The following is a 25,066-nucleotide window of genomic DNA, read 5'->3' as shown; positions in this document are numbered from 1 at the left end:
ATCATTCCTTGAGCCGTATTTCCTGGCTGCCCGGCCGGATGCGCGCGGCCAGCCGCCGCCGGGTTTCGTGGTATTTCTTCTTGCCGCTGGTCGTGCGTGGAATGATCCGTTTGCGGCTGAACAGCACCGCGTCGATGGGCAGGTCAAGATCGCGTAGCGCGGCCTTCTGCTCGGTGGTGAGCTGGGCCACGCCCGCGAAATTCTCCACCACAGCGATGATGTGGCTGCGCGGGTCGCGCACATCCGTGTCCAGCACGATGAGCTCATGCTCCGGCCGGTCCAGCAACTGGGCGATCCTTGCCTCCAGCAGCGAGGCGAGGAAGTTCTGGCCGTTGCGGATGATGACGTGCTTCGAACGTTCCAGGATGAACACGTCGCCGTCCTGCACGAAGCCGAGGTCGCCGGTGCGGAACACACCGTCCGCAAAGGACACGGGTGCGGCGGTCACGGAGTCGAAATAGCCGACGGACACGCTGGGACCGCGCAGCGCGAACTCGCCGAGCACCCCGTCCCCGGACAGCGGTGCGCCGTCCTCGTCAACGAGTTCGATGGTGATTGCCGGCAAGGCCGGTCCATTGGAGAAAACGGCGACACCCGGCCCCTCGTCGTCCGCGGCCGTGCCGGAACCCAACTCGCCCCCACCGAGAATCCGCACCGGCGCACCAATATCGACCTTGGCCACGTCCACGAGCAGGTACCTCGGCGCGTTTCCCGGACGCAGCATGGCGGTGCCCAGTGTCGCCTCGGCCATGCCGTAGCTACAGGTCAGCACCTCGGCACGCAGGCCGCACGGGGCGAACCTGTCGACGAAACCACGCAGCGTGGCCAAGCGGATGGGTTCCGCACCGATCACCGCACACCGCAACCGGGAGAGGTCGATATCCTTGATTTGCCGGTCGGACACGGTACGTGCGGCGTAGTCATAACCGAAGTTGGGCGCCGCCGTGATAGTGCTGCCCAGCCGGCTGAGCATGTCGAGCCATCGGTAGGGCCTCCGGATGAAATCGGTCGGCTTCATGATGCCCAGCGGGAGGCCGTGGAAGAAACCGCACAGCGTCGTGCCGACCAGGCCCATGTCGTGGTAGAGCGGCAACCAGCTGCCGATTCGGTCTCCTGGTCCGAAGGCCAGCCCCTCGCCCAGCGCGGTCAGGTTGGCGCAGGCGTTGGCGTGGGAGATGGCGACCAGTTTTCCGGCCCCGGTCGACGCGCTGGTCATCTGGAGAAAGGCCACGTCGTCGCCACCGGCGGACAACTCCGCGACGATCGCGTCCACGTCCGACTCGCCGTAGTCGGTGGAAACCGGCGACAACGGTATGACCGGCACGTCGGGCAACCGCACCTCGTCGGAGATCAGGCCGTGCTCCAACGCGAGGGCGCAATAGCCGGGAAACCGGCTCAGCGTGTGCGTCATCCGCTCGACGAACGGCGCCACCCCGCCGAGGGCCTTGGGGCCGGGAATGATCAGTGGCCGCGCGCCGAGGCCGAGCGCGGCGAAGAAGGCCAACAGGGTGGGCAGCGGATTGCTGGCCGCGATGACAAGTGTGCGCGGCCGGTCCGGCTCGCCCATCGGGAGCTTCTGCCCCAGCCAGGCGCTCATCCGCAGAAAGCCCCGGTACGAGATGGTGACATCGCCGGCATCGGGGTCGAGAAAGGTGATCCCGGAATCGGTGCCGAGCAGTGTCGCGTGAATCTCCCGGAGCAGATTGCGTGGAACCGGCTTCTCGGCCGCGGGAGCCACTTTCCGCTCGATGAGATCAACCAGCCGGACCACGGAGGTGGCGGCAAAGGCGTCGCTGTCGGAGATTTTGATGCCGAATTCGTCCTCCACCAGGACGGCCAGCTCCATCTGTTGCAGCGAGGTCAGCCCGTACGCCTTGAACGAGGTGTCGTCGAACCGGATGGGTACGGAATCGGAAACATCGTCCAGCGTGCTCACGATTTGGTCGATCTTGGCGAATATCTGGTTTCGGTCCATGGTTGTCGTCCTCCCCTGAGAAACCACCTAGTTGCGGAACACGAACTTGGTCAAGGCGGTGGTGACCCCGGCCGACGCGACCAGTACGAGAACCCGGTCACCGTCCTTGAGCATCCCTGCCTTCAGCGCTTCCGACATCGCCAATGGCACCGATGCCGAAACGGTGTTCGCGTGCCGCGCGTGTCCGAACTGAAATTTCGTCCGGTCGATGCCGCAAGCCTTCGTCACGTACTCGCTCATACCGTCACTCGCGGCATGGCCGAACACGATGTCGGGGCCGAACTCCTTGAACTGCGGGCGGGTGCGGTAGTGTTCGACCAGCTTCCTGGTACCGAACTCCATCAGGCGCAGGCCGAAGGAGACGAACTGGAGCGGAACGACCTCGCCGGCGAGATTCACCGGCTTGCCGAAGTAGCCGTCGAAGTTCGGCAGCGGCACGAAGCAAAGATCCCGCTTCTCACCCCAGGTGCGGAAATCCGTCGCGAACTGATGATCGGGGCCGGAACCGGTGACAATGGTCGCGGTAGCCGCCTCGCCGATGGTGACCGACGGGTGCCAGTGCGCGAACTCCTCGACCGAGCCCAGTTCGTACCGGTGGACCTCGCGGCCGGCGAACTCGGCATTCATGATCATGACGTTGCGATACCGGCCGTTGGCCAGGAAGAGGTGGGCCAACTCGAGCGCGCGCACCCAACTGGCGCAGGCGTCCAGCACGTCGAATGCGGTTGCGTCGCGCAGTCCGAGCAGGTCCTGGTAGATGTTCGCGGAGGCGGGTTCCACGATGCCCCGCCCGATGCCCACGTAGATCAGCAGGTCGATGTCGAGCGGATCAAGGCCGGCCGAGTCCAGTGCACGGCGGCCCGCGCGGACCGCGAGATCCACGGCGTGCTCCGCGTCCGACCGGTGGTAGCGAACCCGTGTTCCCGTCGACTTGAACAGCTCCCACATCATTTCCTCGACCACGTCCAGTTCCCTGGCCGAGAGGTTCCTGGCGCTGGCCTGCCGAACGTTCGCGACAACTTCGTCGTTGGTGACCTGGTTCGACGGCAATTCGTGCTCGATCGCGAGAAATCTCATGTCGAATGCTTTCTTTCAGCTCGTGAAGAATCCATTTTCCACCATTTCTCCTATGCTGCTTCCAAAAGCTTTTGAAACCTTTTCCAGCTCGGTTTCCGAATGCGCGTCACTGAGCAACATGGTGTGCAGTTCCGGCATGTAGACACCGTGTTTCCGCAGGTAGTAGGCCAGTGCGAGATTCGCCTTGATATTCGAACCGACCAGGCGGTCGCGGACCAGTCGCGGGCTCGCGTAGTCGAAGGTGATCGAGAAGACCGAGTGGCTGCCCTTGACATTGCAGGGAATGCCGTGCTCGACCGCGTGCGCTTTCATCTCCTTCGTCAGCCAGGCGGTTTTCTGCCGCAACCCGGTGTATACCTCCGGGTGGTCGCGCAGATGTTCCAGCACCGCCACGCCGGCTGCCGCCGTGATCGAGTTTCCGCTCATCGTGCCGCCCACGAAAGCCCTGCTGTCCACGTCCAGGAACGGGTCCTGGGTGGTGCGGGCGATATCGATGACCTCCGCGCGGCCGACCACCGCGCCGCACGGCAGTCCACCGCCGATCACCTTGCCGAGGCAGGTGATGTCCGGCTCCACCCCGGCCAGGTGTTGGGCGCCGCCATAGTGCACCCGGAAGCCGGTGACCACCTCGTCGTAGATGACCAGGATGCCGTTACGGGCACAGACGTTCTTCAACTCACGCAGGAACGTTTCGTCGAAGTCGGCGAGGGCGGCCGGCATTGGTTCCAGGACGACGCACGCCAGGCTCGCCGCCTGTGCCTCGATGCGCGCCAGCGAGTTCGCTTCGCCGTACTGGAGGACCAGCGTGTCCGCCACCACCGAGCGTTGCGTGCCGGCGGAGTTCGCGATCGGCTCCGGGCTGTCCGGACTGCCGCTGTACCGGAACCAGGAACTGACCGTGCCCTGGTCGGAGAACCCGTGGTAGTGACCCTCGAATTTGCCGACGCGCTGGCGTCCGGTGTAGGCGCGCGCGATGCGTAACGCCATCTGCACCGCCTCGGTGCCCGAGTTGCTCAGGATCACCTTGGATCCGGTGCCGAACGCTTCGGCGATGTGCCGGGCGAGTTGTAGCTCACTCGGGTTGCCGATGGCGTTGACCGCGCCGCGCGCGGCCGCGTCCTGGATGGCCTGTACCGGCACGGGATGGGCGTAGCCGAGCACATGCGGCCCATATCCGCAGGACAGGTCGATGTACTCGTTTCCGTCCAGGTCCAGGAACTTGGCGCCGGACGCCTCGCGCACCACCAGCGGAAACGCGCTGGGCAGCACGAAGCGGTCCAGGTGGGTCGGTGCGACCAGGTAGTTCGCGGCCTCCCGCCGGGCCGACATCGAGTTCGGCACCTGGCGGCCGATCTCCCGCTCGAACCGTTCCTTCAACTCCTCGCTGAGGTACGGCGAGAAACGGTCGGTGAAGCGGCGGGCGTTGCGCCAGATATCGATGTCCGGATCGACCTGCGAAACCACTCCCTCGCCAGTGAGCAGCGACAGCGCCAGCAACGAGAACCGGGTGGAGACCCGGGCACCGTGCGCGCGCACCAGCCGGGTGGCGTCGTCGAAAAAGGCCATGGTGGACCACCGGTCGGTCTGCCGCTCGAAGTGCGCGCGCAGCACGTCGGCGAGTTCGGCCGCGTAACGCGACTGAGTGGGGGCCAGCCGCCGCGGTTGCGGCACGAACGCCCGGGTGAACCGCTCGACGGCCAACTCCCACTGGCCGAGGACGCAGGCGTAGTAGAACGAGGAGAGGTTCCACTTGTCATCCTCGGACAGCCGCCCCACCAGCCCGAAATCAAGCAGTACCACCTCGCCATCGGCGCCGAACATCAGGTTTCCCGGATGCGGGTCGACGTGGAAGAAGCCGTGGAAGTACACCATGCAGTAGAAGACGTCCTGTAGCCGGGCGGCCAGCGCGGGCCGGGGGAAGTCCACCAGTTCCACGTCCTGGCCGCGGATCGCGTCCACGTACTCCATGATCAGGATGTCCGGCCCGCACAGCCGGTCGTGGGTACGGGGAACCCGGAGGTAAGGATGGTTGCTGAAGTTCTGCGCCACCTCGGCCTGCCGCAGCTCCTCCTGCCGCATATCGCACTGTCCGGTGAGCAACGGGCGCAGTTCGGCGAAATGTGCGGGTACCTCGTATTTGCGCAACCGGCGGGACATGAGGTGCCCGATTCGCAGCAGTTTCTCCAACAGCCACGAACTGGCCACCAGCCGGGCCCGGACTCCGGCTTTGACCACTTTCACCGCGACCGGGTCGCCCTCGGGTAACACGGCGCGATGCACCTGCGCGACCGAGCCGACCGCGACCGGAGTCCATTCGAACGAGGAGAACATCTGCTCCACCGGCGCGCCGAGGCCATTGCGTAGCACCTTGCGCAGTGCGGCATCGCTCATCGGCGGCAGTTCCGAGAAAAAGGATCTGAACTCGTCGGTTTCCTGTTTGGACAGAAGTCCGGACTGCGTACCGAGCACCTGCCCGGCCTTGATGTACAACGGTCCCATGCGCAACAGATAACCGCGCAACAGGGCGGCGGTACGCAGCCGCGCATCGCGGCCACGGCCTCGGCCGAGCAGGAAGCGTACCAGGTAAAATGCGCTCCACCAGCCGATCCTGCCTGCTTCCGCAACGGCGGCGGCAGCCAGCCGGAGCCGGGACAGGCCGGGGTCGGCGACCGATATTCGGGCCGGGTCGCCCGAAAGATTCGATTCCAATTTTCTCGCCGACACGGACAGCGGACTATGACCCTCCATGAATTTTCCTTCGCATGGTTTTCTCGCCAATGGAAATAGTATCCGAATTCAAGCGTGAATAGATTTGCCGAACGTCAAGAACCAACGCTCATCATCTCCCCTCGCCCCACGATCCGAACATACCGACGCGCGGCGCGCCATGTCACCACGGCTTTCCGTAGGACAGGGAACTCGTGACACCAGGCAAACTACGGAAAACCAGGTGTTCCAGCGCCACGGCGCAGCCGGCTCACGCTCATGACCGGCGGGCGAACTGCTCCACGTCGGCGCGCGCCCGCGCCATGCCGGCCCGGAACGCCGACCCCGCGTTGGCATCCCACGACCTGGTGACCAGCACCAGGTCGCCGGGATTCGGCGGCCCGGGGCAGAAGGACCGAAGCTCGGCGAAGAACGCTCGGGGATCCATGACCACCTCCGGCGCGAAAACCCCGTGCTGAGAAATGGCTCCGCTCAGGAGCAATCGCAGGGCGACAGCGAGCGGAGCCCCGGTGACCGCGGCCATGGAAAGACCGGGAAACGCGGTCAGCGCGGCCGCGGCCGTAGCCGGCACGCCGTCCTTCGTCCCGCGCGCCAGCGCGAACAGCGGAGGCAAACCGGCCGGGGCGAACAACTCGGCCGGGGTGGGCACGGCCTGGTGCCGTTCCAGCCACCCGGCGAACCGGGCAGCGCGGCGCAGGGAAAGCACACCGTGATCCACGGTCCACCGCAACACCGTCATGAGCCTGGTGAAGCCGGTCACCACGTTGAGGTTGGTGGTCACCCCGTCGATGGTGCGATCCAGGGTTACCGGCTCCGGATGGCCGAACGTCAACGCCGGCCGTTGGCCACACCCTGGATAATCGATGATCTCCCGGCGCAGCGGGGGCTCGTCAACGGCCCTGCCGTCGCGCCGCACCCGGATGGTGCCGGTCATCTCCCGGATTCCGTGCACCAACGCCGCCTCTCCGGCGGGCCTGGTCGCCGCCACGTTCCACCCGGTGATCACCGTGTGCACGCTGCCCAGTTCACCGGCCGCGACCAGCGCGAGCAGGTTGGACGCGCCAGGCGTGGCACCCATGCCGATCAGCGCGGTGACCTCGGCGGCCCGCGCCCGTTCGGACAGCGCGAGCATGTCGAGGGTCGGTTCCCAGTCATCGCAGATATCCAGGTAGTGGCAGCCGGCCTCGATCGCCGCGGTCAACACGGGAACACCGAACCGGAAAAACGGCCCAACCGTGTTCAGCACCACGTCCGCGCCGCGCAAGGCGGCCTCCAGTGCGGTGGCGTTGGAGACGTCGAGGCCAATGCCACGGGCGCGGTTGCCGAGCTGGTTGGCGAAGGTTGTCGCCTGCGCCCCATCGAGATCGGCGATCACGAGTTCCGACACGCCGTCCAGGCCGGCGACGATCCGGCACGTGTAACGCCCAACGCTGCCGTTGCCACCCAGTGCGAGTATTCGCATGAAGCCATCTTCCTCGAACCAGCACGTAAAGCAACTGAAAGAACAAATGCTCATTTCTTTAGCCGCCGCCCGGGAAGATCGAGGCCTCGGCTTTCGGATGGTCCAGTCAGCGGCGGCTGGTCTGGGTTTGACCTGCCCGGAGGGTGGGGCCACAGTTGTTCGGCCAGCCGGATGCGGTCAGGTTTCCCTGGTTCAGAGTGCGATCGACGCGTGCGGTGTTGGTGTCGGCGTAGGCGCGGAGTTCGGTGAGGGTGGCTGGTGTGGGTACGGCGTCTTTGCGTACCCAGTCGCCGCTGGGCACCGGGTCGGGGTGGGGGGAGGTGAAGATCGGGTAGTAGTCCTGGTTCAGTCGTGGATCGGTCGGTATGCCGTTCAGCTCGCCGCCGTGTAGGTGGGAGGTGATGAAGGTGGGTTTGATGGTGGTGAACACGTGGTTTCGCAGGCCGGTCAGGTCGCCGTCGTGGATGTAGGTGGCGATCGTGGGGTCGGCGAGCCCGCCAAGGTCGACCAGGTGGAGCCGGCTGGTCATGGCGGATCCGCCCAGATCGGCCACGAGCAGGGACGCGTGGTCGGTGCCGAGGATGTCGGCGTAGGCGTTGAACACTCGTCCGTAGCGGTCGGCGATGAAACACAGCGGGAAGGTCGGGGCGGCGCGGAATTGCTCGGCGGCGGTGGTGAACGACGCGGCTGAGGGGATCATCGCGGCGGCCAGGGTCGCGGCCAGCAGGACGCGGGCGCGGGCGCGGGCCCGGCGCACGGCGTCGGCCGCGGCAAGTGTGCTGGTGAGGGCGCCCAGCGCCCAGACCGGGGTGGCGAAGCGAAACTGTCCCATCCAGTCGGGTTGCAGCACCGCGTAGGCGGTCAGGGCGAGCGTCAGCGGCACGTGCAGCGCGAGGAATCCGGCCCGCCACCGGCCTGGTCGGCCCAGTGACAGCCCGACGAGGGCGGTCAGGACCAACACCGCGGGCGCGCCGGCGTAGGTGACCAGTTCCCCGGAGCGGGTCAGGTTCTCAATGGCCGGAGCGGCTTGCCGTTTGGACACCACGGTGTTGGGCAGCAGACGGCCGAATTCGAGGTACCGCCAGCAGAAATAGGTCCCGGTGGGCACCGTGAAGGCGAGGGTGGACAGTACGCTCCGACGCAGGCTGGGCCCGAGGGTGGTCCTGCGGAGCCCGATCAGCACCACCAGGGGGTAGGCGGCGGCGTAGAGGAGGCCTTCCGGCCGGGTGAGCGCGGCGAGGGCGGCAAGCCCACCGGCCGACAGCGCCACCCGCGCCGACAGCAGCCGATCATCCAGCACCGCGCGGAACACCAGCACCGCCAGCCACACCACGGTCAGCGCGTACAGGGAATTCTCCAGCCCGGAAAAACACCAGATCACAAACGACGGAACAGCCGCGAGTACCGCACCGAATACCGCGGTCACCAGCCACGGCCGGCTGGTCACCGCGCGCGCCGCCACGTAGCCCGCCACGAGAATTCCGGCGCAGCACCCTAACGCAAGGGCTTTCGGGAACAGAACATAGTCCGGTATGCCGAACAACGTGCCATGGTCGAACAGGCCGAGTAACCGCCCCAGGGCCAGCAACGCCATCCAGGCCGGATTGGAATAGCCCTCCACCGGCTCCGCGCCCGGTTGCACCACCGGACCAAGCCCCTCAGCCAGACTGCGGGAATAGGCGAACGTAATGCCGGCGTCATCCACCACCCATGCCCCATACCGCGACGCGTGCCAGGCGATCAACGCCACACCGCCGAGAACCGAAAGAAACGCGGGCAGGTTTACGGGCCACTTGACAAAATTCTTTTTTTCCCGGCCACGAGGTGCGTCGGTCGCGGCACCCGCCACCACCGCGTTGACTGCCACGAAAAAACCACTCCATTCAGAAAAAAGTCATCATTCATGCGTCAACCACCACAGGTGACGGCGCACGAAGGGGCGAGACCTTGCCAGGGGCCGACGCTGTCGCCGTTCGCGGGGCCGAAGTCGGACACGGCCGGCCAGGCGGCGTTCGGAGTTGAGTGGCCGGGCCGCGACCGCAACGGGCAGGTACCGCTTTCGTGTGCCGATCACCGGCGCCACCAAGGTACGCACTCGCGTTTTCATGGCACTGCGGACTCCTCCCGCGGGAAACATCGATACCTGCCATAAGAACGGCAACACACGAGTCGCGGTTCACGGTAGCCAATCCGGGGATTTATCACACCGGCCGAACCGAAATATGCCAAATCATATCCAAGAAACTCGAGTAACTGTTCACTTCTCGACAAACCAGTGCTGCGGGTCGCGTGACGAGGCAACGGTTGTCGTGATCCTGATAGGTGCCGGGTCCGGAGGAGTTGTCGCCGATGAGGTCGAGCACCCTGCGGTATGGCGCCGACGCACCCTTGTCGCAGGTCACAGTGCAGTTCGCGGCCGCATTGGCGGGGTACTCCTGCGAAGTCCCCTGCCATTCGACTTCGAGCCGGGTCGAGCCCACGGTACGCTCTACGGTCTGCGGATCGGGGCTGGCCACCGGGTCGTTCCAGCCGCCGTTCTGGTTGCCGGCGGCGTCAGTCAGGATGCAGGCCGTCGACATCCCACCGGCAGTTACGGCCGTCCCCGTACCGATCGCGAGCGCGACCGCGGCAAGCGGAACCGCGATCGCGACACCCTTGCGATGCGTGGCAAATCGCCGCAATCGCGATAATGGACCGGGCACGCGGAATTCTTCCATTTTTCCTCCGTATGACGAAATGTCGGCCGGAGGGCCGATGAATTCAGCAGATCCGGCCATCCGGCTGGCTGGTTTTGCACCCTTCAGAAATTTCCTTCCCGAGGAAGGTGAATCACGTTGGCCGCGGGCTGCCAAAAGCAATGCACTGTGCTTGTCCGGTCTGCGACACCTCTGAATTCGGAATGGGACTCCGGTGGGAGCTGCGGGCAAGAGCGAGAAATTGTCCGTGATATCGCGAGGCTCGCGATATCACGGACAGGCGGAATCCTCGGTTGGCCGGCCACCGGAAGTGTCGACGGTCATCTTGATTCCGGCGCGCGGCGCCTTGTTATTTCCGGGTCGGCACAAATACGGTCAAGGCATTTTACGAAACTCATCGCCGGCCGGCGGCCTGCCGGAACAATCTCGAAAACGCAGCCCTGGCAGCCCGTCGTTCGGACACGCGCGCGTCCGGTCCCTCGTGATCGGAGTTGATCTCACCCCGTCATACCAGCCCCATCCGCCGTGCCATCACCCCGGCCTGGAAGCGACTTCGCACGCGCAGTACCTGGTAGATCTCGGTGACCCGCCGGGTCACCGTACGCGGAGTGACGCCGAGGGAATGCGCGATCGCCTGGTCGGTCGCCCCATCAGCCAGGTATCGCACGATCGCCTTCTGCTCCCTGGTGAGCACGGGCGCGGGCTTGACGTCCTCCTCCCCGGCAGTGCGCTGATCCTCCAGGTGGGCGCTGAGGGGGACCGAATCGAGCCAGGTTGTCTCGAACAGACGGCGGAGCAGGGCGAGCACACCGGTGCCCTGCAGCAACAGTGTCTCGTCGGGGCCGTCCTGCCCCGGTAGGTGACAGACGGCCGTTTTCCCATCGATGAGCATGAGACGGAACGGCAGGTTAGCGCTCAGCCTGACCTGGCCGCCGAGTTGTTCCATCCGGCGGAGGCACTCGGCGGAGGGAGGATGCGACAGCGCCCCTGTCTGGTACACGACCCGAAACCTGATGCCCGCGGCGATGTCGGCTTCGGCCCACTTCAGGGTGGCGTTCAGCAACTCCTGGCTGAAGCGCGTTCCGGGTTGCATGGCCGCCAGGTCGGTGTGTGGCCGTGTCCGAGCGCCGTACGGGCACCCGTCGGCACGCTCGTCGCCGCCCCTGGTCGAAAGCACCGTTCCGGGGCTGTCTCCAGACAGCGAAATGCCTTCGCGGAGGAGAGCGTGGAGCCGCCACCGCGTATCCCGGACCGTCTCCAGCGCTTGTTCGAGTATTCGCGCCTCTTCGGCCACCAGCCCGGCCATGACCTGGTGATAGGGGATCGCGGTCACCCAGCCGCCTTCGGAGACGACCAGCCCCAGCTTCATCAACGCATCGAGGTCGGACCGAACGGTGGCCGGCGACGACAGCTCGTCGTGCCGAACCTTCCCGCGCAGGTGGATAGAGCGGTACAGGTCCTGCCCCGAAGCGGGCAACCCGCTGCCGAACTGCGTTCGAGACCCGGCGTCGGCCCCTGACCGGTGCGGATCAGGTACCGCTCCGCCCTCTTCCGGCCTCCCGTCGCCTCGACCTCTCCACCGCTCGCCAAGAACGGCGACGCCGGCCTCACTCATACTCGTCTCCCCTGTTCTTTCCGCGTTGGAAACAGATCGGAAACCAATAAACAAAATCAGATGCGTCAATCACACCCATGGCGGTGCGTTTTTCACCGCCTGATCGTATGAAGGGGTGCCGGAAGCCGTCAATGAATGCGGGCCGGTCACGCCCAAAGACCGTGGTCGGTGCGCGATGGTTCGGTATGGCGCTCGGCCCGCGGGGAAAGGTACGGATTACTCACCTATCCCTCGGAGCGCCGGGGCACCCTCAGGCCCGCCCGGCGAGCGCCGCGCCCGGATCGGCCGGCGGCAGGATCCCGGCGAGATCGGCCCGGCCCCGAACGTCGAGCTTGCGGTACACGTTCGTGAGGTGCTTTTCGACCGCGCGCTGGCTCACCCCGAAGAACTGCGCGATGTCTTGGTTGGTGTACCCCGCGACAGCCTGCCACGCCACCCGGAGCTCGGTCTTCGTCAACGACGGGCACGCGGCGCGGGAGTCCCCGCTCTTGGCCTCGAGACCGCTCACCCACGCCCGTTCGGCAAGGCGCGAATCACCGCAATCGACCGCGAGCTGATAGCACCGCCGCAGGTACCCGGCTGCGTCCGGATCGTTCTGCTCCCCGAGCCGGATCCCGAGTCGCAACAACGACCGGGCCAGTTCGAGCTTGTTGACCGAGCCCTCCAGGATGTCGACCGACTCCCGGAGCACGGCGACGCCCGTCTCGCCCGCGACGACATCACCCAGGACCCGCTTGGCACGCCCGAGAGCCGATGGTGCCCCCCACTCGGCCGCCCGTAGGCAGTCCTCCTCGGCGACCTCGCGCGCCCGGTCCGCCTCGCCGAGGCGCCGGTGCAGGTCGGCGGTCATCGCACGCCACGGGTACAGCACGGGGTTGCGCCAGCCCGAATTGGCCAGCTGCCGGCCGCACTCCTGGTAATGCTCGAGTGCCTCCCGCAGATCCCCCGCGGTCACGGCCAGCGTGCCCCGCGACAGGTGCAGCATCGCGGCCAGGCAGGCGTTCAAGGTCTCGTCGCCGTAGCTGGCCAGCACGTTCCTGATCAGCTCGGTGTCCCAGGTCACGCTCGCCACCGCGGCCATCGCGATCGCGGTGGTGGAGCTGAGGGTGTTCCAGTCGAGCGCGCCGAGCTCGAACGCGTCCGCCGCGGCGCGTTTGGCTTCCGCGATCCGGCCCGTGTGCAAGGCGACCAGGGCCTGCTCGGTCCGGATCAGGGCCTGCTCGATGACCGCCCCGTGCTTGCGGGCGTGGTCGAGGGACATCTCCAGCCAGGGCGTGAGACGCTCGGTCGATTCCGCGGCCACCAGGGCGGACACCAGCATGGGCAGTGCCGTGTGCACCTGCGAAGGTGAGGCGGGCTCCCGCTCCAGGATCCGCTCGGCGAGGCGGGCCACCAGCGATGCCGGCTTACGAATGGTGAGGGTGGCCGCGAACAGCAGCATGGTGAGCAACTCCCGCTCCGCTGGAGTGTCCACCGCGGGCTCGTCCCCGAGCCCGTCAAGACGCCTGATCCCGTCGGCCAGCTCCGCCGGATCCGCGTAGCCGAGATGCCGCAAACGAGCCTCGATGCGTAGCTTGAGCTCCCGGTCCGGGCCGGCCAGCAGGGCCGCGTCGCCCAACTCGTCGAACACCTGGCGAATCAGCGCGTGGACAACGGGCGGGACTTCGCTCAGCAGGCCCGGCGCCAACCCCACCACCGCCCGCGCCCGGTCCCGTACGGAACTCAGCAGCGGAAGCGCGTGGCTGATGTGCCGTACCGAGGCACGCGCGTTGAACAACCGCTCAGCCGTCGCGAGTTCGACCAGGAGACAGGCCCGGTCCTCCCCGTCCGGTGATGCGTCGAGCAGCGCGCGGCGCAGATAACGCGAGGCCGTTTCCGGAGCACCCCGCCGCAGCGCGGTGCTGGCCGCGGCGCGCAACACTTCAATGGCCCACCGCCCCTGCGGTGAGGCGACCGCCAGCAACTGCGCTGCTACCTGCTCGGCGGTGTACCCGCTGCCGTGGAGCAACTTCACCGCCTCGATGTGCAGCCGCTCGCGCTCCTCGACGGTCATCGACTCCTCGACCGCGTCCTGCACGACGTGGTGGATGAACCGCGGCTGCGGCGGGGTGGTCAGCAGGCCCAACTGGTGCATGACCCGTATCGCCTCCGCGCAGCCCACGGCGTCGAGGCCGGCGAGCCGCCCCATCACCTCCAGGTCGGTCTGATCGCTCAGAATCGCCATCGCCTTGGCGAGGTTGCGGACCGATTCGGGCTGCGAGCCGAGGCAGTCGATCAGGCGGTCGCGCAGCTGCGCAGGGCGCAGCAAGCGCACCTCGCCGGCATGGGAGGCCCGCGGCGGGATGCCGTTGATCGACAGGTTGAGCAGGACCGACTTCAAGAACATGGGGTTGCCGTCGGTCGTCTCGTGGCAGGCGAGGACGAACTCCTCGTCTCCGGCTTCGCCACACTGGTCGGCGACGAACGCACGTGTGCCCGCCAGGGAGAACAGTCGTGGCCGAAGCACCTGGGAGGCTGCCCTGGTGATGGCCCGCACCGGCCGCCGGTCCGACGCCAGGTCGCCGTCCCGGACCGTGACCACGGCCAGCACCCGGAACCGGCTCAGCCTGTTCTCCAAATGGACGAGCCACTGCAGCGATGGCTCGTCGGCCCACTGCAGATCGTCGGCCAGGATCAGCAGGGTCTGCTCGGCGCTCATCCGTTCGACAAGTGCCTGCAGCCCGAGCAGTACCGCCTGCCGCACCGCGACCGGCCGGTGGCCCAGGCCATCGAACGCGTCTTCGGCGAAGGCCATCTCGGCGAGCCCCGCGGCACCGGAGAGCCACCGTTCCCGGTCCGGCTCGGCGGCGCCGAGCAAAGCGGGTTCCAGGAGCTGGCGCACCACCCCGAAGGCATAGTCCTGTTCGAGGGCCGAGGCGCCCGCGCTGAGCACTCTGGTGCTGTCCTGGTCGGCCAGGCCGGGCAAAGTGCGCAGCAACTCCGACTTGCCGTTGCCCAGTGGACCGTTGATCACCAGGAGCGACCCACCGCCCTGGTGGGCGGATCGCAGCGCCGCGGAGACGATCTCCAGCTCGCTGTCTCGTTCGAGCAACACGTGTCGGAACCTCCGGCTGTCAATAAGGTTGCACCGAGCAGGTGCACGCAACGGCCACTGCCTTCTCTCAGGGGGGCGGGGGCGTCGGGAGGGGATCCCAGCCCAGTTCCCGCGCCTGGTTGGCGAGGTCGTGTGCCCTGTTCGCCCTGGCGAGTTCGCCTGCCTCCGTGGCCAGCCGCACCGCCTCGCCCGGCTCCCCGGCCTCGCGCCGTACCTCCGCCAGCTGGATCAGGGCCCTGATGTACCGCAGCCGTGAGGGCGATTCCCGCAGCACGTCGACCGCCGCCACCAGGCTGTCCAGCCGTGCCGGGCCGTCCAGCACCATGAATGCCGCCAGATGCGCGCCGCCCAGCGCACTCGGCGACCCCCAGCGCTCAGCGAGCGCTCGCTCCTCGGTGACGAGCCGCTCGGCTTCCTCAGTGTTCCCGACTGCTCGGTGTGCGAGCGCCGCGAACGACCGCCACCCGGCCACCGCCGGATTGATCCACTGCCGGGCCAGCATCCGCCGGCCCGCCTCCTGCAGGTACTCGGCGGCGTGCCCCGGCTCCCCGGTCAGCAGCAAGAACACCCCCTTGGCCATCAGGCACTGGCTCCAACCGAGGCTGGATTCGACGCCGGCGGGAAGTTCCGTAGCGAGGACCTCCCGCCCGCGATCCAGCTCACCCGCCTCCAGATGAACCAGTGCCTGGATCGCGAGCACGGACGGCTGTGCCATCGGATGCCAGCACCGCAGCGGCAACATCGCCAGCGCACGATCGACGTCGGCGGCGGCCTCGTCGAGGTCGCCGTTCCGGACGTCCAGGTTCGCCCGCATCAACCACGCCCAAGCGGACGCGGTCCGGGTGCCCCGACGCCGCGCGTCAACCAGGACCGCGTCCAGCCCGGCCTCCGCCTCGGCCATACCGTCGGTGAGGAGCAGGGTCCGGCTGGCGATGATGCGCGGGGACAGCGGCGCGTCCGGGCCGGCGGCGAGCGCCGCGCGCGCCAGCGCCACGGTGCGCGCCCTGTCCTGCCCGCGCACCAGCAACTGCCACGCCACGGCGGCGCACTGCGTGAGATCGGTGGGCCGCTCGGGTAGCGGGGGCGCCGGCCGCATCTGGACCGGCGCATCGTGCGGACCGTCCACGGCGAGCCAATGCAGGCCCTCGAGCGCGGCGCGGTCGCCCGCCGGGAGGCTCGGCGAGGCAAGCGCCACCGAGACCGCGTCCTGCAGGGCTTCGGTGTTTCCCCTGGCCAGCAGCAGGTCGGCGGAGTGGACGCGGACCGGTCCGATCCAGTCCGAACCCGGTGCTTCGATCACCTGGACCAGACGGCGATCGCTCTGTTCCGGCGCGTGCAGCACCTCGACCGAGGCCAGGTCGGTCAGCAGGCGCGCCCTGGCCACCTCGTCCAGCGGCTCCTGCATGGCGCGCACCAGCAACCGCGCGGCCGTTTCGGATTGCCCGTCGGCGTCGGCCAGGGCCGCCTCTTCCCGCAGCGCGCGGATGGCCCAGGGCTGCCCGAGCGCCGGTGCCGAGCACAGCAGCCGAGCCAGGTCGGACGAGCCGATCGCGGCCCGGTGCCCCAGCTCCGCTGCCCTGGCGAAGAGCTCCTCGCGCTCGGAACGGGTCATCTGCGCCATGACCCGCTCGCGCGTGAAGGGGCACAGCAGGCGTGGCGGGTCGCCGCCGAGCAGCACGCCCTGGCCTCTCAGTTCCTCCGCCGTCCGCGACGCGCTGCGGTTGTCCAGCCGGGCGAGCGACACGACGAGCTCCCACTCGAGGTCGTCACCGCAGACCGCGATCGCCCGGAGCAGGGTGAGCTGCTCGGCCGTGAGCTCGGCGGCCATCTCGTCGGCCCAGTAGAAGACGTCGACCCGTAAGCACGCGTCGAGTGCCGATCGGTGTTCGACGGTCGCGGTGAGCTCGCCCCTGCGGAGCCCTTCGGTCACCGACCGGAACACTGCCGGCAAGCCGCAGGTCATGTACATCGCGTCATCGACGAACCCATCCTGCGGCTCCGCCTCGCCGGCCTCCGCGAGCAGCCGCCGGACACCCGCCACGCTCAGCGGCGACGGCCGCAGGAGGTGCCACCCCACACCTCCTGCGACAACCCTCTCGCGCACGTCGGCCACCATCGCCTCACGTGTCTGCCCCCGCTGCCCGGTCGAGAAGACGACCAGAAGCGCTGTCTCGCCGACCCGGCGCAACAGGGCCAGCAGCCACTGCCAGGAGTACTCGTCGATCCAGTGCGCGTCGTCGAGCGCGAGCATCAGCGGGGTTTCCCGGGCTGCCGAGAGGAAGGTCTGGCAGAGCGCCGCGGGCGGTACGGGGCGGGCTGGGCCGGGTGGTTCCCCGGCAGGTGCGAGTCTGGCGAGGAACTGGGACACCACCCCGCGGTTGAGGCAGGTTTCGGCCTGCGATCCTCGGGCGTACAGCACCTTGACGCCGGCCTGCTCGGCCAGCGTCACCGCCGCCTCGACCAGGCTGGTGCGCCCGTGGCCAGGTGCCGAGGCGATCTCGACGACCGCCGCCCGTCCCGCCATGGTCTCCTTCACGAGCCGTCGGAACAGCGCCAGTTCCTCGTCACGCTCGATCAGGACGATGTCCGCCCCGAGGTCACTCCTGCCCACCGTGCCCCTACTCCCATCCGAGCGTCTTCCCGGATGCCGCCACGACGGCCACCGGCTCGATATCTCGTTCCGTCCCAGAGAACTTCCGGAGCACCGGGACGAGCTCCACGCGGGACGACACGCCGAGCTTCCGGTACACATTGGACAAATGGGTCTCGACGGTGCGCAGCGTGACGAACAGCGCTTCCGCGATCTCGCGGTTGGTCGCCCTGGCCGCGGCACGCTCGACCACCCGCAGCTCGGCGGCGGTCAGCAGGTCCGCCAGCCCGCCGCCGTGCTTCCGGGTCCGGCCCCCGGCGGCCACGAGCAGACCCTTCGCGCTCGCGCCGAGCGCCAGGCAACCGCACCGCACCGCCAGCTCGACCGCACGGTGCAGGGACTTGCGTGCCCCCGCGTCATCGCCGGAGTACAACAGCGCACGGCCCAGCACGATCTCGGCCCGAAGCTGGCTGATCCGGGCCGGAGAAGCCGCCAGCCGCTCGACGCCCTGCACGATGAGTTCCAGCCCCGGCCGTCCGCCATTGGCGGCCCCTCGTGCTACCAGGCCGAGCCCGATGCTCTCCGGCGTGCCCCAGCGGGTGATCGTCTCCTCCTGCGCCTCGATCAGGGCGAGCGCCTCCGGCCGGCGCTCCTGCCCGGCCAGGATGAGCGCGGCGTCGAACCACCACGGCACCGGCATGGCGCTCCGGATCCCGGTCTCCGCCACGCTGCGGCCGCACCAGAGCAGGAGGGACAGCGCGCCTTCCACGTCGCGCAGCAGGAGCTTCGCCCGAGCTTGCACCATGAGCATCTCGTGGTACTCCGGCACGAATTCCGGATGACGCATCTCGGCGAGCACCGCCTCGGCCCGCACGGGCTCGTCTCGGTTCAGCAACAGGGATACGAAGGCGAGCCGAGGGCTGGGCCAGGTCTCACCCAGTGCCAGCTCCATCGCGGCCCAGGCGTCGGCCGCGGCCTCGGCGGGTCGCCCCATGCCCGCCGCCACCGAGGATCTGGCAGCCAGCGCGTCGCAGCGCGTCCGGACATCGTCGGTCCCACCGGTGGCCGCCACGATCCGGTCCAGCGCCGCGAGCGCTTCCGCCGGCCGGCCGGCGTAAGCGAGGACCCTTGCCGCCACGATCAGCGGTCCATGGACGACGTTGAGGGTGCCCGAGAGCGCGGCCGTGGCGCGCTCCGCCGCCTGCTCCCCGGACCCGCCGTCCAGCATCTCGGTGGCCGCCAGCATGCCGAGGACCAGCCGGCCGGACGGGGTGCCGCCGTCCGGAACCACGATCGTCCGGGCCCGGCGGAGAGTTTTCCGCGCACTCGACCGGCTGCACAGGCCAACGCCCAGCAGCACGGCTTGAGCGTTCCTGCGCAGGTCGTCGACGGCAGGTAGCTGTCCAGGGTCCCCGTCGAGCGTATCCAGTACTTCGGACAGCGTGCGGAACGCCGGGGCGGCTTTCCGCACAGTGAGCAAAAGTGCCTTGAAACGAACCACCAGCTCGGCACGGACCATCGGATCGGGTGTCCGTTCGATGGCCCGCAGGAAGTGGGACAATGCCCTTTCCGAATCGCTGTCGGACAGAATTGTGGCCAGGTCGATCAGGGCCTCGACGTGGTCGGGTTTCGCCCGCAGCACGCGCTCGAGGTAGCGCACCGCGAGTTTCGGCTCCCCGCGCCGCCCCGCGTCAACCGCCGCCTCCCGGAGGAGGCAGCACATCCACGGCTTGTCCAGCTCCGGCAGGTCGACGAGCAACCGGGCCACATCCTCCGGCGGGTATCCCTCGTCGTGGAGCAGAAGTGCGCCACGCCGCTGGAGCGCGGCTCGTTCACTGGGAGGCAGTTCGCCGAGGACGGCTTCGCGCGCGTGCTCGTGGCTGAACTCCAGCCGGTCCGCCCCCAGCAGGCCGTGCCGGCGTAGGACATCGGCGGCCGCGGTTACCGCGGGCACGGACAGCTCGAGCAGCGCGCCGATGGTCCGGGGTTCGACTCCACCCAGCGCGGCGATGCCGGCGGCCACCTTCCGGATGCTCTCCGGCAGCCCGGCCAACCGCGCCGGCATCGCCCCGGACAGCACCGAGCCGCCGATCTCGGCGACTCGCCGGGCTCCCCCGGCGTCCGGCCGTACGCCACGCTCGCGGAGCTCGGTGAGCAGCGTCCGCAGGGAGACCGGGAGGCCGCTGGAAAGGTCCGAGCAGACCCGGACGAACTGCGGTTCGGGCTCGGCCCCCAGCACCGCCCGGATGAAATCCGCGACCTCGGTACGGGAAAGCGGGCCTAACTCGATCGTGGTTTTGGCGGCATGCCCGGTGATGGTGGTCAGCATCTGCCTCCCCGATCCCGCCGCGTCCGGGTCGTAGGCGAGCACCACGAGCAGCGGGTGGTCGGCGGCCCTGCGGAGCAGGAAGTCCACCCAGCGCAGGGCGAGAGGTTCGCAAAGGTGCGCGTCGTCGAGCATGACCACCAGCGGCCCATCCGCCATCAGGTTGACCGCGAGCCGGTACAACCCGCGCAGGACCGCGTATTCAGCGTCCTCCCTCGTCTCTGTGGAGGCTGGCCCGGTGCCGGGCAGGAGCGCGGGCAGCGCCCACCGCGCCGCGCCCGCAAGCAGCGGCGAAGAGGCTGCCTCCGGCACCGTGAGCCCGAGCGGGGCGAACAGCTCGCGCACGGTCTCGCCGGCGGCCCCATCCCGTCGGGCGGTGGCGAACAGCACGGTATCCTCGGCACGTTCGAACTCGGCGCGCGCCCGCTTCAGCAGGCACGTCTTCCCTGTCCCGGCCACGCCGGTGACCATTGCTACTCCGGCCCTCCGCTGCCGGGCCGCCGCGGCGGTTTCCTCGAGTTTGGCGAGCGCGTTCGCACGCACCGGCTGTAGGACGCAGTCCCCTGCGTCCTCCGCGCCGCTCTCCACCAGAAACACATCCCTTTCTCAACACCGAAGCCTGCTGTCAACGTGAACATTACGGATCATGGTTAGTTGATCACGACTTGACGCGGGCTCACCTATGGTAGGCAACGCTCACCCCATCGGTCAGGCGCTGGCCGGCTGCGGCGATCACGAGGTGCGATATCGACGCCGTGACATGCACGATCGAGGACACGCCACACTCCGTCGTAACAGCGGAATGCGTCCACGAGGGCCTCCTTCCGCCCCCATATTTACCACTCCGATGCTAGAACGTTATCCGAACCAGGCACCAGAACGCCATGCCGACGCGGTTGGCGAAGTGCGAGTGCGGGGTGCGAGTACAGCGGGACGTCGAACCCGGCCGCGTCTTCCCCGACCCGAATGTCGAGGTGGCGGGCCGCGGGTGTGGGCCTTGACCACACCCGGGAAACGTCCGCGACATAGCCGGCGAACCCCTCCCACGGGCCGTCACCGGCGAGCGCCCGCTCCGCCATTTCGTCCAAGGCCGCGGCGGCGAGGTCGGGCACCGCGCCGGTCAGGACCTCGCGGGAGCCGAACCGGTTGTACGGGGCATCCCCGGCGCATCCCGGCGCATCCCGGCGCACTGCACGATCTCCTCGAGCGACAGGTGCGGACCTTTCTCCCGGAAGACCTCGACGGCAGGGCCGCGTCAGCGGCATCACCGCCGGGGAAGGGCCGGCCTGTTGTCTGGACAAGGCCGCGACTGCCAACACTTTCGACGCGCTCCGGCTTACTCACGTTGCCGGCACGCGCAACGGCGCGATGCACGAGCGGCCGCTGCTCACCCTGATTCGAGGAAAAGACGAGGTCGAAATCAACCACTTCGACATCGAAAGAAGCGGTAGACATCCATGCCTTCAACAATGAAGTCATTGAGATGTTCCGGACCAACAGTGGCAAGGTCGGCAATTCCGTTCAACGGTGCGTCAACCAGGCGACGCAAGATGTCGGGGTGACCGCCGGCTCCCACCGGTGTGGCCGAGCGCCGGCAGCATGAGGTGACACGCTGGATGAATTTCCAACACTGACACCCCGTGCCAGGAGCGGTACGAGGCTCCGCTCGACCGACCCGGCCGCTCGCGGTCCGGACCGCGGGCGGCCGGTAGGATGGCGGCGGAGTTGGTTTCGCTGGAACCCTCCGGCGGGGCGATGCCGTTCGCGAACCCGCAGCCGGCCGGAAAGTGGGTCATGACGGGCGAGTTGCAGCACCGGGACGTCGCTCCGCAGGTCATCCGGACCATGCTTCGCGAGGCGAGCAGGTCCAATGGTGCGCGGCGGCTGCTGCGCTGGCTCGCGGGCCATCTCGACGGATGGGTGGTGCTGCTCGGCCCGGGAGGCGAGCCCTGGTACGACCTTCCCAGGCCGCCGGAAGAGCTGTGGGCCGACGCCGCGGACGTCATCGGCTCCGTTACCGCGGGCCGACGTCGTTCCGCCGCCGCCGACGTCGGCGGCTACCTGATGTGGGTTCTGGAGATCAACACCGACGCAACCCTCGTGGTGGTCGGGCGGGGCCGCTTCCCTGGTGAAACCGGTACCGTGGTCGCGGACGCGGCGAGCCTGCTCCGGTTGCGGTGGCAGGCGGAGCGGGCCGACCGTCGACATCGCGAGGTGGTGCGCGCGGAGTCCTTCGCCCGGGAGGCGGTCCTTCATCTGATCATGGTCGGGCAACTGGACGGTGCCCGCCGCGCGGCGGGAGCCCTGCAACAGCAACTCCCGGACCTACTGCGGGTTTACCTGATCGAGAGCCCTGCCGCTGGACGGCGGGACGAGGCGGCCAGGCTGTGCGCCGAGGTGTCCGGGCGTCGCGCCTGGATCATCCCATGCCCGGTCTATGCCACCCACCTTGTCGTTCTTGCCCAGGTCGGCGGCGGACCAGCGGATTCGGTGTTGGACAAGGCTCTCGGCAAGCTAGCCACCGACACTGCCGAGCTGTACGTCGGGGTCGGTCTGCCGGTGCCGCTTCGGGAGACCCCCACCGGGTATGAGCAGGCGTTTCACGCGCTCGCGGTAGCGCGGAACTGCCCGGCCCGGTTCACGGTGTTCGGTGCGCAGACCGAACTCGCCGAGCTGATCGGCCCAGCGGGCAAGGCATGGGTGAGCACGGTTCTCGCGCCGTTGCTGAGTTTCACCCCCGAACGCGCTCAAGACCCCGACACCGCCGAGCTGATCGCCACGCTGCGGGCCTGGCTGACCTTCTACGGCAGGGCGACGGGGCAGTTGAAGATCCATCGCAACACGCTGGCGACCCGGCTCCGGCGGATCGAGCACATCCTCGGCTACGAACTTGGCGACCTCGGGAACCAGGCCAAGCTCCATCTCGCGCTGCGCCTGATCCCGTACCGATCCGCTTCCGGGGCGTCCGGGCAATCGTGCATCGAGCAACTGCTGAGCGCTGAACCGGTGCGCCAGTGGGCGCGGACGTTGCTGTCCCCGCTGCTGGAGCGGGAACCGCTGCTGGCCACGCTGCGGGCCTGGCTGGGCAGCAACGGCCGGTTGGACGCGACCGCCACCGCTCTCGGACTGTCCGTTCCCGGCGCCCGCAAACGTCTCATGCGGATCGAGGAACTGCTCGGCAGATCACTGCTGAACGCGCCGTCGGTGCGCTGCGATCTGCTGATCGCCCTGCGGATCCACGACGGCGACGCAGCGTTTTGATACCGCATCGGGCACTGACTGTGCAGGAAGAGCCTGGACACCGCGCGACGGCGTTCTTAGCGTCACCTGTCGTGACAGCTCAGCCGCGACGGCGTCGGTTCTCCTCAGGAGCGCGCGTTTTCCACCACCCTGACTCCCCGCTGTCCCGGCAGGATTAACGGATTAGCGAGAACACCAGGTAGCGACCATGACGCGCCTGAACCTGCCCGACAGCCCACGCCAATTCGTCCACCAGGAACAACAAATGCACGAAACCGTCACACCCCCGAACGCGCACCAGGAGACAACGCCGCCTGACTCTCCGCCTCTTCCTCCGAGAGCGCTGCCCACCATCCCGCGCCGCCGCATCGTGCTGCTCGCCGTGCTGCCCGCGGCGCTGGTCGCGCTCGTCGGCGGCGCGGTCGCCCTGCTGGTGACCTATGGGATCGGTTTCGGCGGACGGCCCGACTGGTTCGTGCTCGGGGGCGGGTTGTTGCTCGCTTGCGTCATCATAATGGGCGCCGGGCTCTCCGGTGCCCACGAGGCCACAGCCATCGCCGGCCGCTTCGCCGTTCCCGGGCAGGTCGTCGCCCGTGGCCCCGACCCAGTGCGGCCAGCTGCCCAGGCAGCGGAAGCGCATCACGCGCTGTCATCGCACCGGGCACGACTGCCCGAGCCGAGACCGGACGCGCCGAACCTACTCGTCCACGCGAACGCCGCCGCGCGCGCCGCCGACCCGGCGCCGGTCCCTTTCGGTGGCGAGATCGGCGACCGGGACCAGTTCGAGGTGTTCCCCAATCTCGCCCGCCGGCTGCAGTCGCTGGTGCACCGCGAGATCAAGCTTCTCGACGAACTGGAGGACGAGGTCGAGGACCCGGACCTCCTCAAAGGACTGTTCCGTGTGGACCATCTGGCGACCCGCATCCGGCGGTACGCGGAGAACCTCGGCGTGCTGGGTGGCGCCATCTCCCACCGCCAGTGGAGCCGCCCGGTCAGCGTCGCCGATGTGTTGCGCTCCTCGGTCGCCGAGATCGAGCACTATTCGCGGGTCAAACTGGTGCCTCCGGTGGAGGGCACGATCGTCGGCCACGCGGTCGTCGACGTGGTGCACCTGATCTCGGAACTGGCGGAGAACGCCACGGTGTTCTCCCCGCCGCAGACCCGTGTGCTGTTGCGCGTCCAGCACGTCACCGCGGGCCTGCTGATCGAGGTGGAAGACCGCGGCCTCGGCATGACCGCCGACGAACGCGAGAAGATGAACTCGCTGCTCACCACGCCGGACCGCACCACGCTCGCCGCACAGCTCCGCGACGGCCGGATCGGCCTGTACGTGGTCTCCGTGCTGGCCCGCCGGCGCGGCATCGCCGTCCAGTTGCAGAACAACATCTACGGCGGCATCCAGGCGGTCGCGGTGTTGCCGCACGCCTTGCTCGGTTCCCACCCGGACGCGCCGCAGGTGACGTCCTCCGCCCCGGCCACTCCCCCGGACACCGAACTGACCCTGCCGAACCTTCCGGTCGTGTTCAGGCCTGCCGTCCCCGCCCCCGTTGTCTCCGCTCGCCCGGCGTCCCATCCGGTCGCCGAGCCGGTCGCCGCCGAGCCGCGTCCGGTACTGCCCAAGCGCCGCCGTCAGGAAAGCCTCGCTCCCGAGCTGCGGACGCCGGTTCCCAGCAGCGAAGGGACTCCGCTGGACGAACACGACTCGGGTCTGATGGCCGCGTTCCAGTCCGGCGTCCGGATGGCCGAGCAGTCCCACGACGGCAGCTCCCCGACCGGGAACGGGACAGCCGGCCAGGCCCGGCACACCAGCAGCTTCGCCCCCAAGGAGGAAATGCACGATCATGGTCAGTGAACCGTCTCCGAGCCAGGCAACGGATCTCTCCTGGCTGCTGCGGGAACTGCTGGAACGTGTACCGGACACCCGCAGCGCACTGCTGCTGTCCTCGGACGGCCTGGTGAAGGCCGCACACGGGGTCGACAAGGACGCCGCCGATCATTTGGCGGCGGTGTCCAGTGGTCTCTACTCGCTCGCGCGCAGCGCCGGAAAGCACTTCGAAGGCGGCGGGGGCGACGTGAAACAGATCGTCGTTGAACTCACCGACTCGCTGCTGTTCGTTTCCGCCGCCGGACAGGGTGCGCATCTGGCGGTGCTCGCCGGACGCGAAGCCGACGCGTCCGTGCTGGGCTATGAGATGGCGATGATGGTCAAGAGTGTCCGCCCGCACCTGGGCATCCCCACCCGGCACCCGGTGGAGCGGTGAACG

At 68.2% G+C, this 25,066-nt stretch carries 14 protein-coding genes; 3 read left to right on the top strand and 11 right to left on the bottom strand.

The features are described 5' to 3' along the window. Nucleotide 1 precedes the first annotated feature (1 nt). The 11 genes from VJT49_RS17830 to VJT49_RS17780 all read right to left on the bottom strand — a co-directional run bounded on the left by VJT49_RS17830 (nt 2) and on the right by VJT49_RS17780 (nt 20,752). Nucleotides 2-1,975 (bottom strand): AMP-binding protein, encoded by a 1,974-nt coding sequence (locus VJT49_RS17830; protein ID WP_324165965.1) that lies wholly within the window; start codon nt 1,973-1,975, stop codon nt 2-4. Between the two features lie 27 nt (nt 1,976-2,002). Then, on the bottom strand, nt 2,003-3,052 hold the full coding sequence (locus tag VJT49_RS17825) for a 3-oxoacyl-ACP synthase III family protein (RefSeq protein WP_324165964.1): 1,050 nt from the start codon (nt 3,050-3,052) through the stop codon (nt 2,003-2,005). Between the two features lie 15 nt (nt 3,053-3,067). Beyond that, a complete protein-coding gene (locus VJT49_RS17820; protein WP_324165963.1) occupies nt 3,068-5,800 on the bottom strand; it encodes an aminotransferase class III-fold pyridoxal phosphate-dependent enzyme in 2,733 nt (910 codons plus the stop codon). A gap of 235 nt (nt 5,801-6,035) precedes the next feature. Continuing rightward, nucleotides 6,036-7,241, bottom strand: coding sequence for a saccharopine dehydrogenase family protein (locus VJT49_RS17815; protein ID WP_324165962.1), 1,206 nt, complete (start codon nt 7,239-7,241; stop codon nt 6,036-6,038). Between the two features lie 106 nt (nt 7,242-7,347). Further along, entirely contained in the window at nt 7,348-9,108 is a 1,761-nt protein-coding gene (locus tag VJT49_RS17810) for a hypothetical protein (protein WP_324165960.1), read from the bottom strand. Nucleotides 9,109-9,442: 334 nt separating this feature from the next. Continuing rightward, the gene (locus VJT49_RS17805; RefSeq protein WP_324165959.1) at nt 9,443-10,099 is read right to left on the bottom strand and encodes a hypothetical protein; all 657 of its coding nucleotides are present in this window, start codon (nt 10,097-10,099) and stop codon (nt 9,443-9,445) included. Nucleotides 10,100-10,442: 343 nt separating this feature from the next. Further along, complete coding sequence (locus tag VJT49_RS17800) at nt 10,443-11,306, bottom strand: helix-turn-helix transcriptional regulator (protein ID WP_324165958.1); 864 nt, start codon at nt 11,304-11,306, stop codon at nt 10,443-10,445. A 496-nt stretch (nt 11,307-11,802) separates the two neighbouring features. Continuing rightward, nucleotides 11,803-14,646, bottom strand: coding sequence for an ATP-binding protein (locus tag VJT49_RS17795; RefSeq protein ID WP_324165957.1), 2,844 nt, complete (start codon nt 14,644-14,646; stop codon nt 11,803-11,805). 67 nt (nt 14,647-14,713) lie between these two features. Continuing rightward, nucleotides 14,714-17,257 carry an ATP-binding protein gene (locus VJT49_RS17790; RefSeq protein WP_324165956.1) on the bottom strand — a complete coding sequence of 848 codons (2,544 nt, stop codon included), beginning with the start codon at nt 17,255-17,257 and terminating at the stop codon, nt 14,714-14,716. A gap of 7 nt (nt 17,258-17,264) precedes the next feature. Further along, on the bottom strand, nt 17,265-20,159 hold the full coding sequence (locus VJT49_RS17785; RefSeq protein WP_324165955.1) for a LuxR C-terminal-related transcriptional regulator: 2,895 nt from the start codon (nt 20,157-20,159) through the stop codon (nt 17,265-17,267). 239 nt (nt 20,160-20,398) lie between these two features. After that, a complete protein-coding gene (locus tag VJT49_RS17780; protein WP_324165954.1) occupies nt 20,399-20,752 on the bottom strand; it encodes a hypothetical protein in 354 nt (117 codons plus the stop codon). Between the two features lie 523 nt (nt 20,753-21,275). On the opposite strand from VJT49_RS17780, the gene VJT49_RS17775 reads away from it, so the two are divergent. The 3 genes from VJT49_RS17775 (at nt 21,276) to VJT49_RS17765 (ending at nt 25,063) form a co-directional block, all read left to right on the top strand. Then, complete coding sequence (locus VJT49_RS17775; protein ID WP_324165953.1) at nt 21,276-22,823, top strand: helix-turn-helix domain-containing protein; 1,548 nt, start codon at nt 21,276-21,278, stop codon at nt 22,821-22,823. A 244-nt stretch (nt 22,824-23,067) separates the two neighbouring features. Beyond that, a complete protein-coding gene (locus tag VJT49_RS17770; RefSeq protein WP_324165952.1) occupies nt 23,068-24,654 on the top strand; it encodes a sensor histidine kinase in 1,587 nt (528 codons plus the stop codon). Continuing rightward, nucleotides 24,644-25,063, top strand: coding sequence for a roadblock/LC7 domain-containing protein (locus VJT49_RS17765; protein ID WP_324165951.1), 420 nt, complete (start codon nt 24,644-24,646; stop codon nt 25,061-25,063). Before VJT49_RS17770 ends, VJT49_RS17765 begins: the two co-directional genes overlap by 11 nt. Nucleotides 25,064-25,066 lie beyond the last annotated feature (3 nt).

It is taken from the genome of Amycolatopsis sp. (assembly GCF_035276945.1).
Taxonomy (GTDB): domain Bacteria; phylum Actinomycetota; class Actinomycetes; order Mycobacteriales; family Pseudonocardiaceae; genus Amycolatopsis_E.
The sequence above is the reverse complement of the archived record's forward strand: the minus strand, read 5'-3'. Positions and strand labels throughout refer to the sequence as shown.

Bases quoted from the DNA above. Each gene is read 5' to 3' on its own strand.
- VJT49_RS17830 (WP_324165965.1), bottom strand. From the start codon at position 1,975: ATGGACCGAAACCAGATATTCGCCAAGATCGACCAAATCGTGAGCACG.
- VJT49_RS17820 (WP_324165963.1), bottom strand. From the start codon at position 5,800: ATGGAGGGTCATAGTCCGCTGTCCGTGTCGGCGAGAAAATTGGAATCG.
- VJT49_RS17815 (WP_324165962.1), bottom strand. From the start codon at position 7,241: ATGCGAATACTCGCACTGGGTGGCAACGGCAGCGTTGGGCGTTACACG.
- VJT49_RS17775 (WP_324165953.1), top strand. From the start codon at position 21,276: ATGGCGGCGGAGTTGGTTTCGCTGGAACCCTCCGGCGGGGCGATGCCG.
- VJT49_RS17800 (WP_324165958.1), bottom strand. From the start codon at position 11,306: ATGAAGCTGGGGCTGGTCGTCTCCGAAGGCGGCTGGGTGACCGCGATC.
- VJT49_RS17770 (WP_324165952.1), top strand. From the start codon at position 23,068: ATGCACGAAACCGTCACACCCCCGAACGCGCACCAGGAGACAACGCCG.
- VJT49_RS17825 (WP_324165964.1), bottom strand. From the start codon at position 3,052: ATGAGATTTCTCGCGATCGAGCACGAATTGCCGTCGAACCAGGTCACC.
- VJT49_RS17765 (WP_324165951.1), top strand. From the start codon at position 24,644: ATGGTCAGTGAACCGTCTCCGAGCCAGGCAACGGATCTCTCCTGGCTG.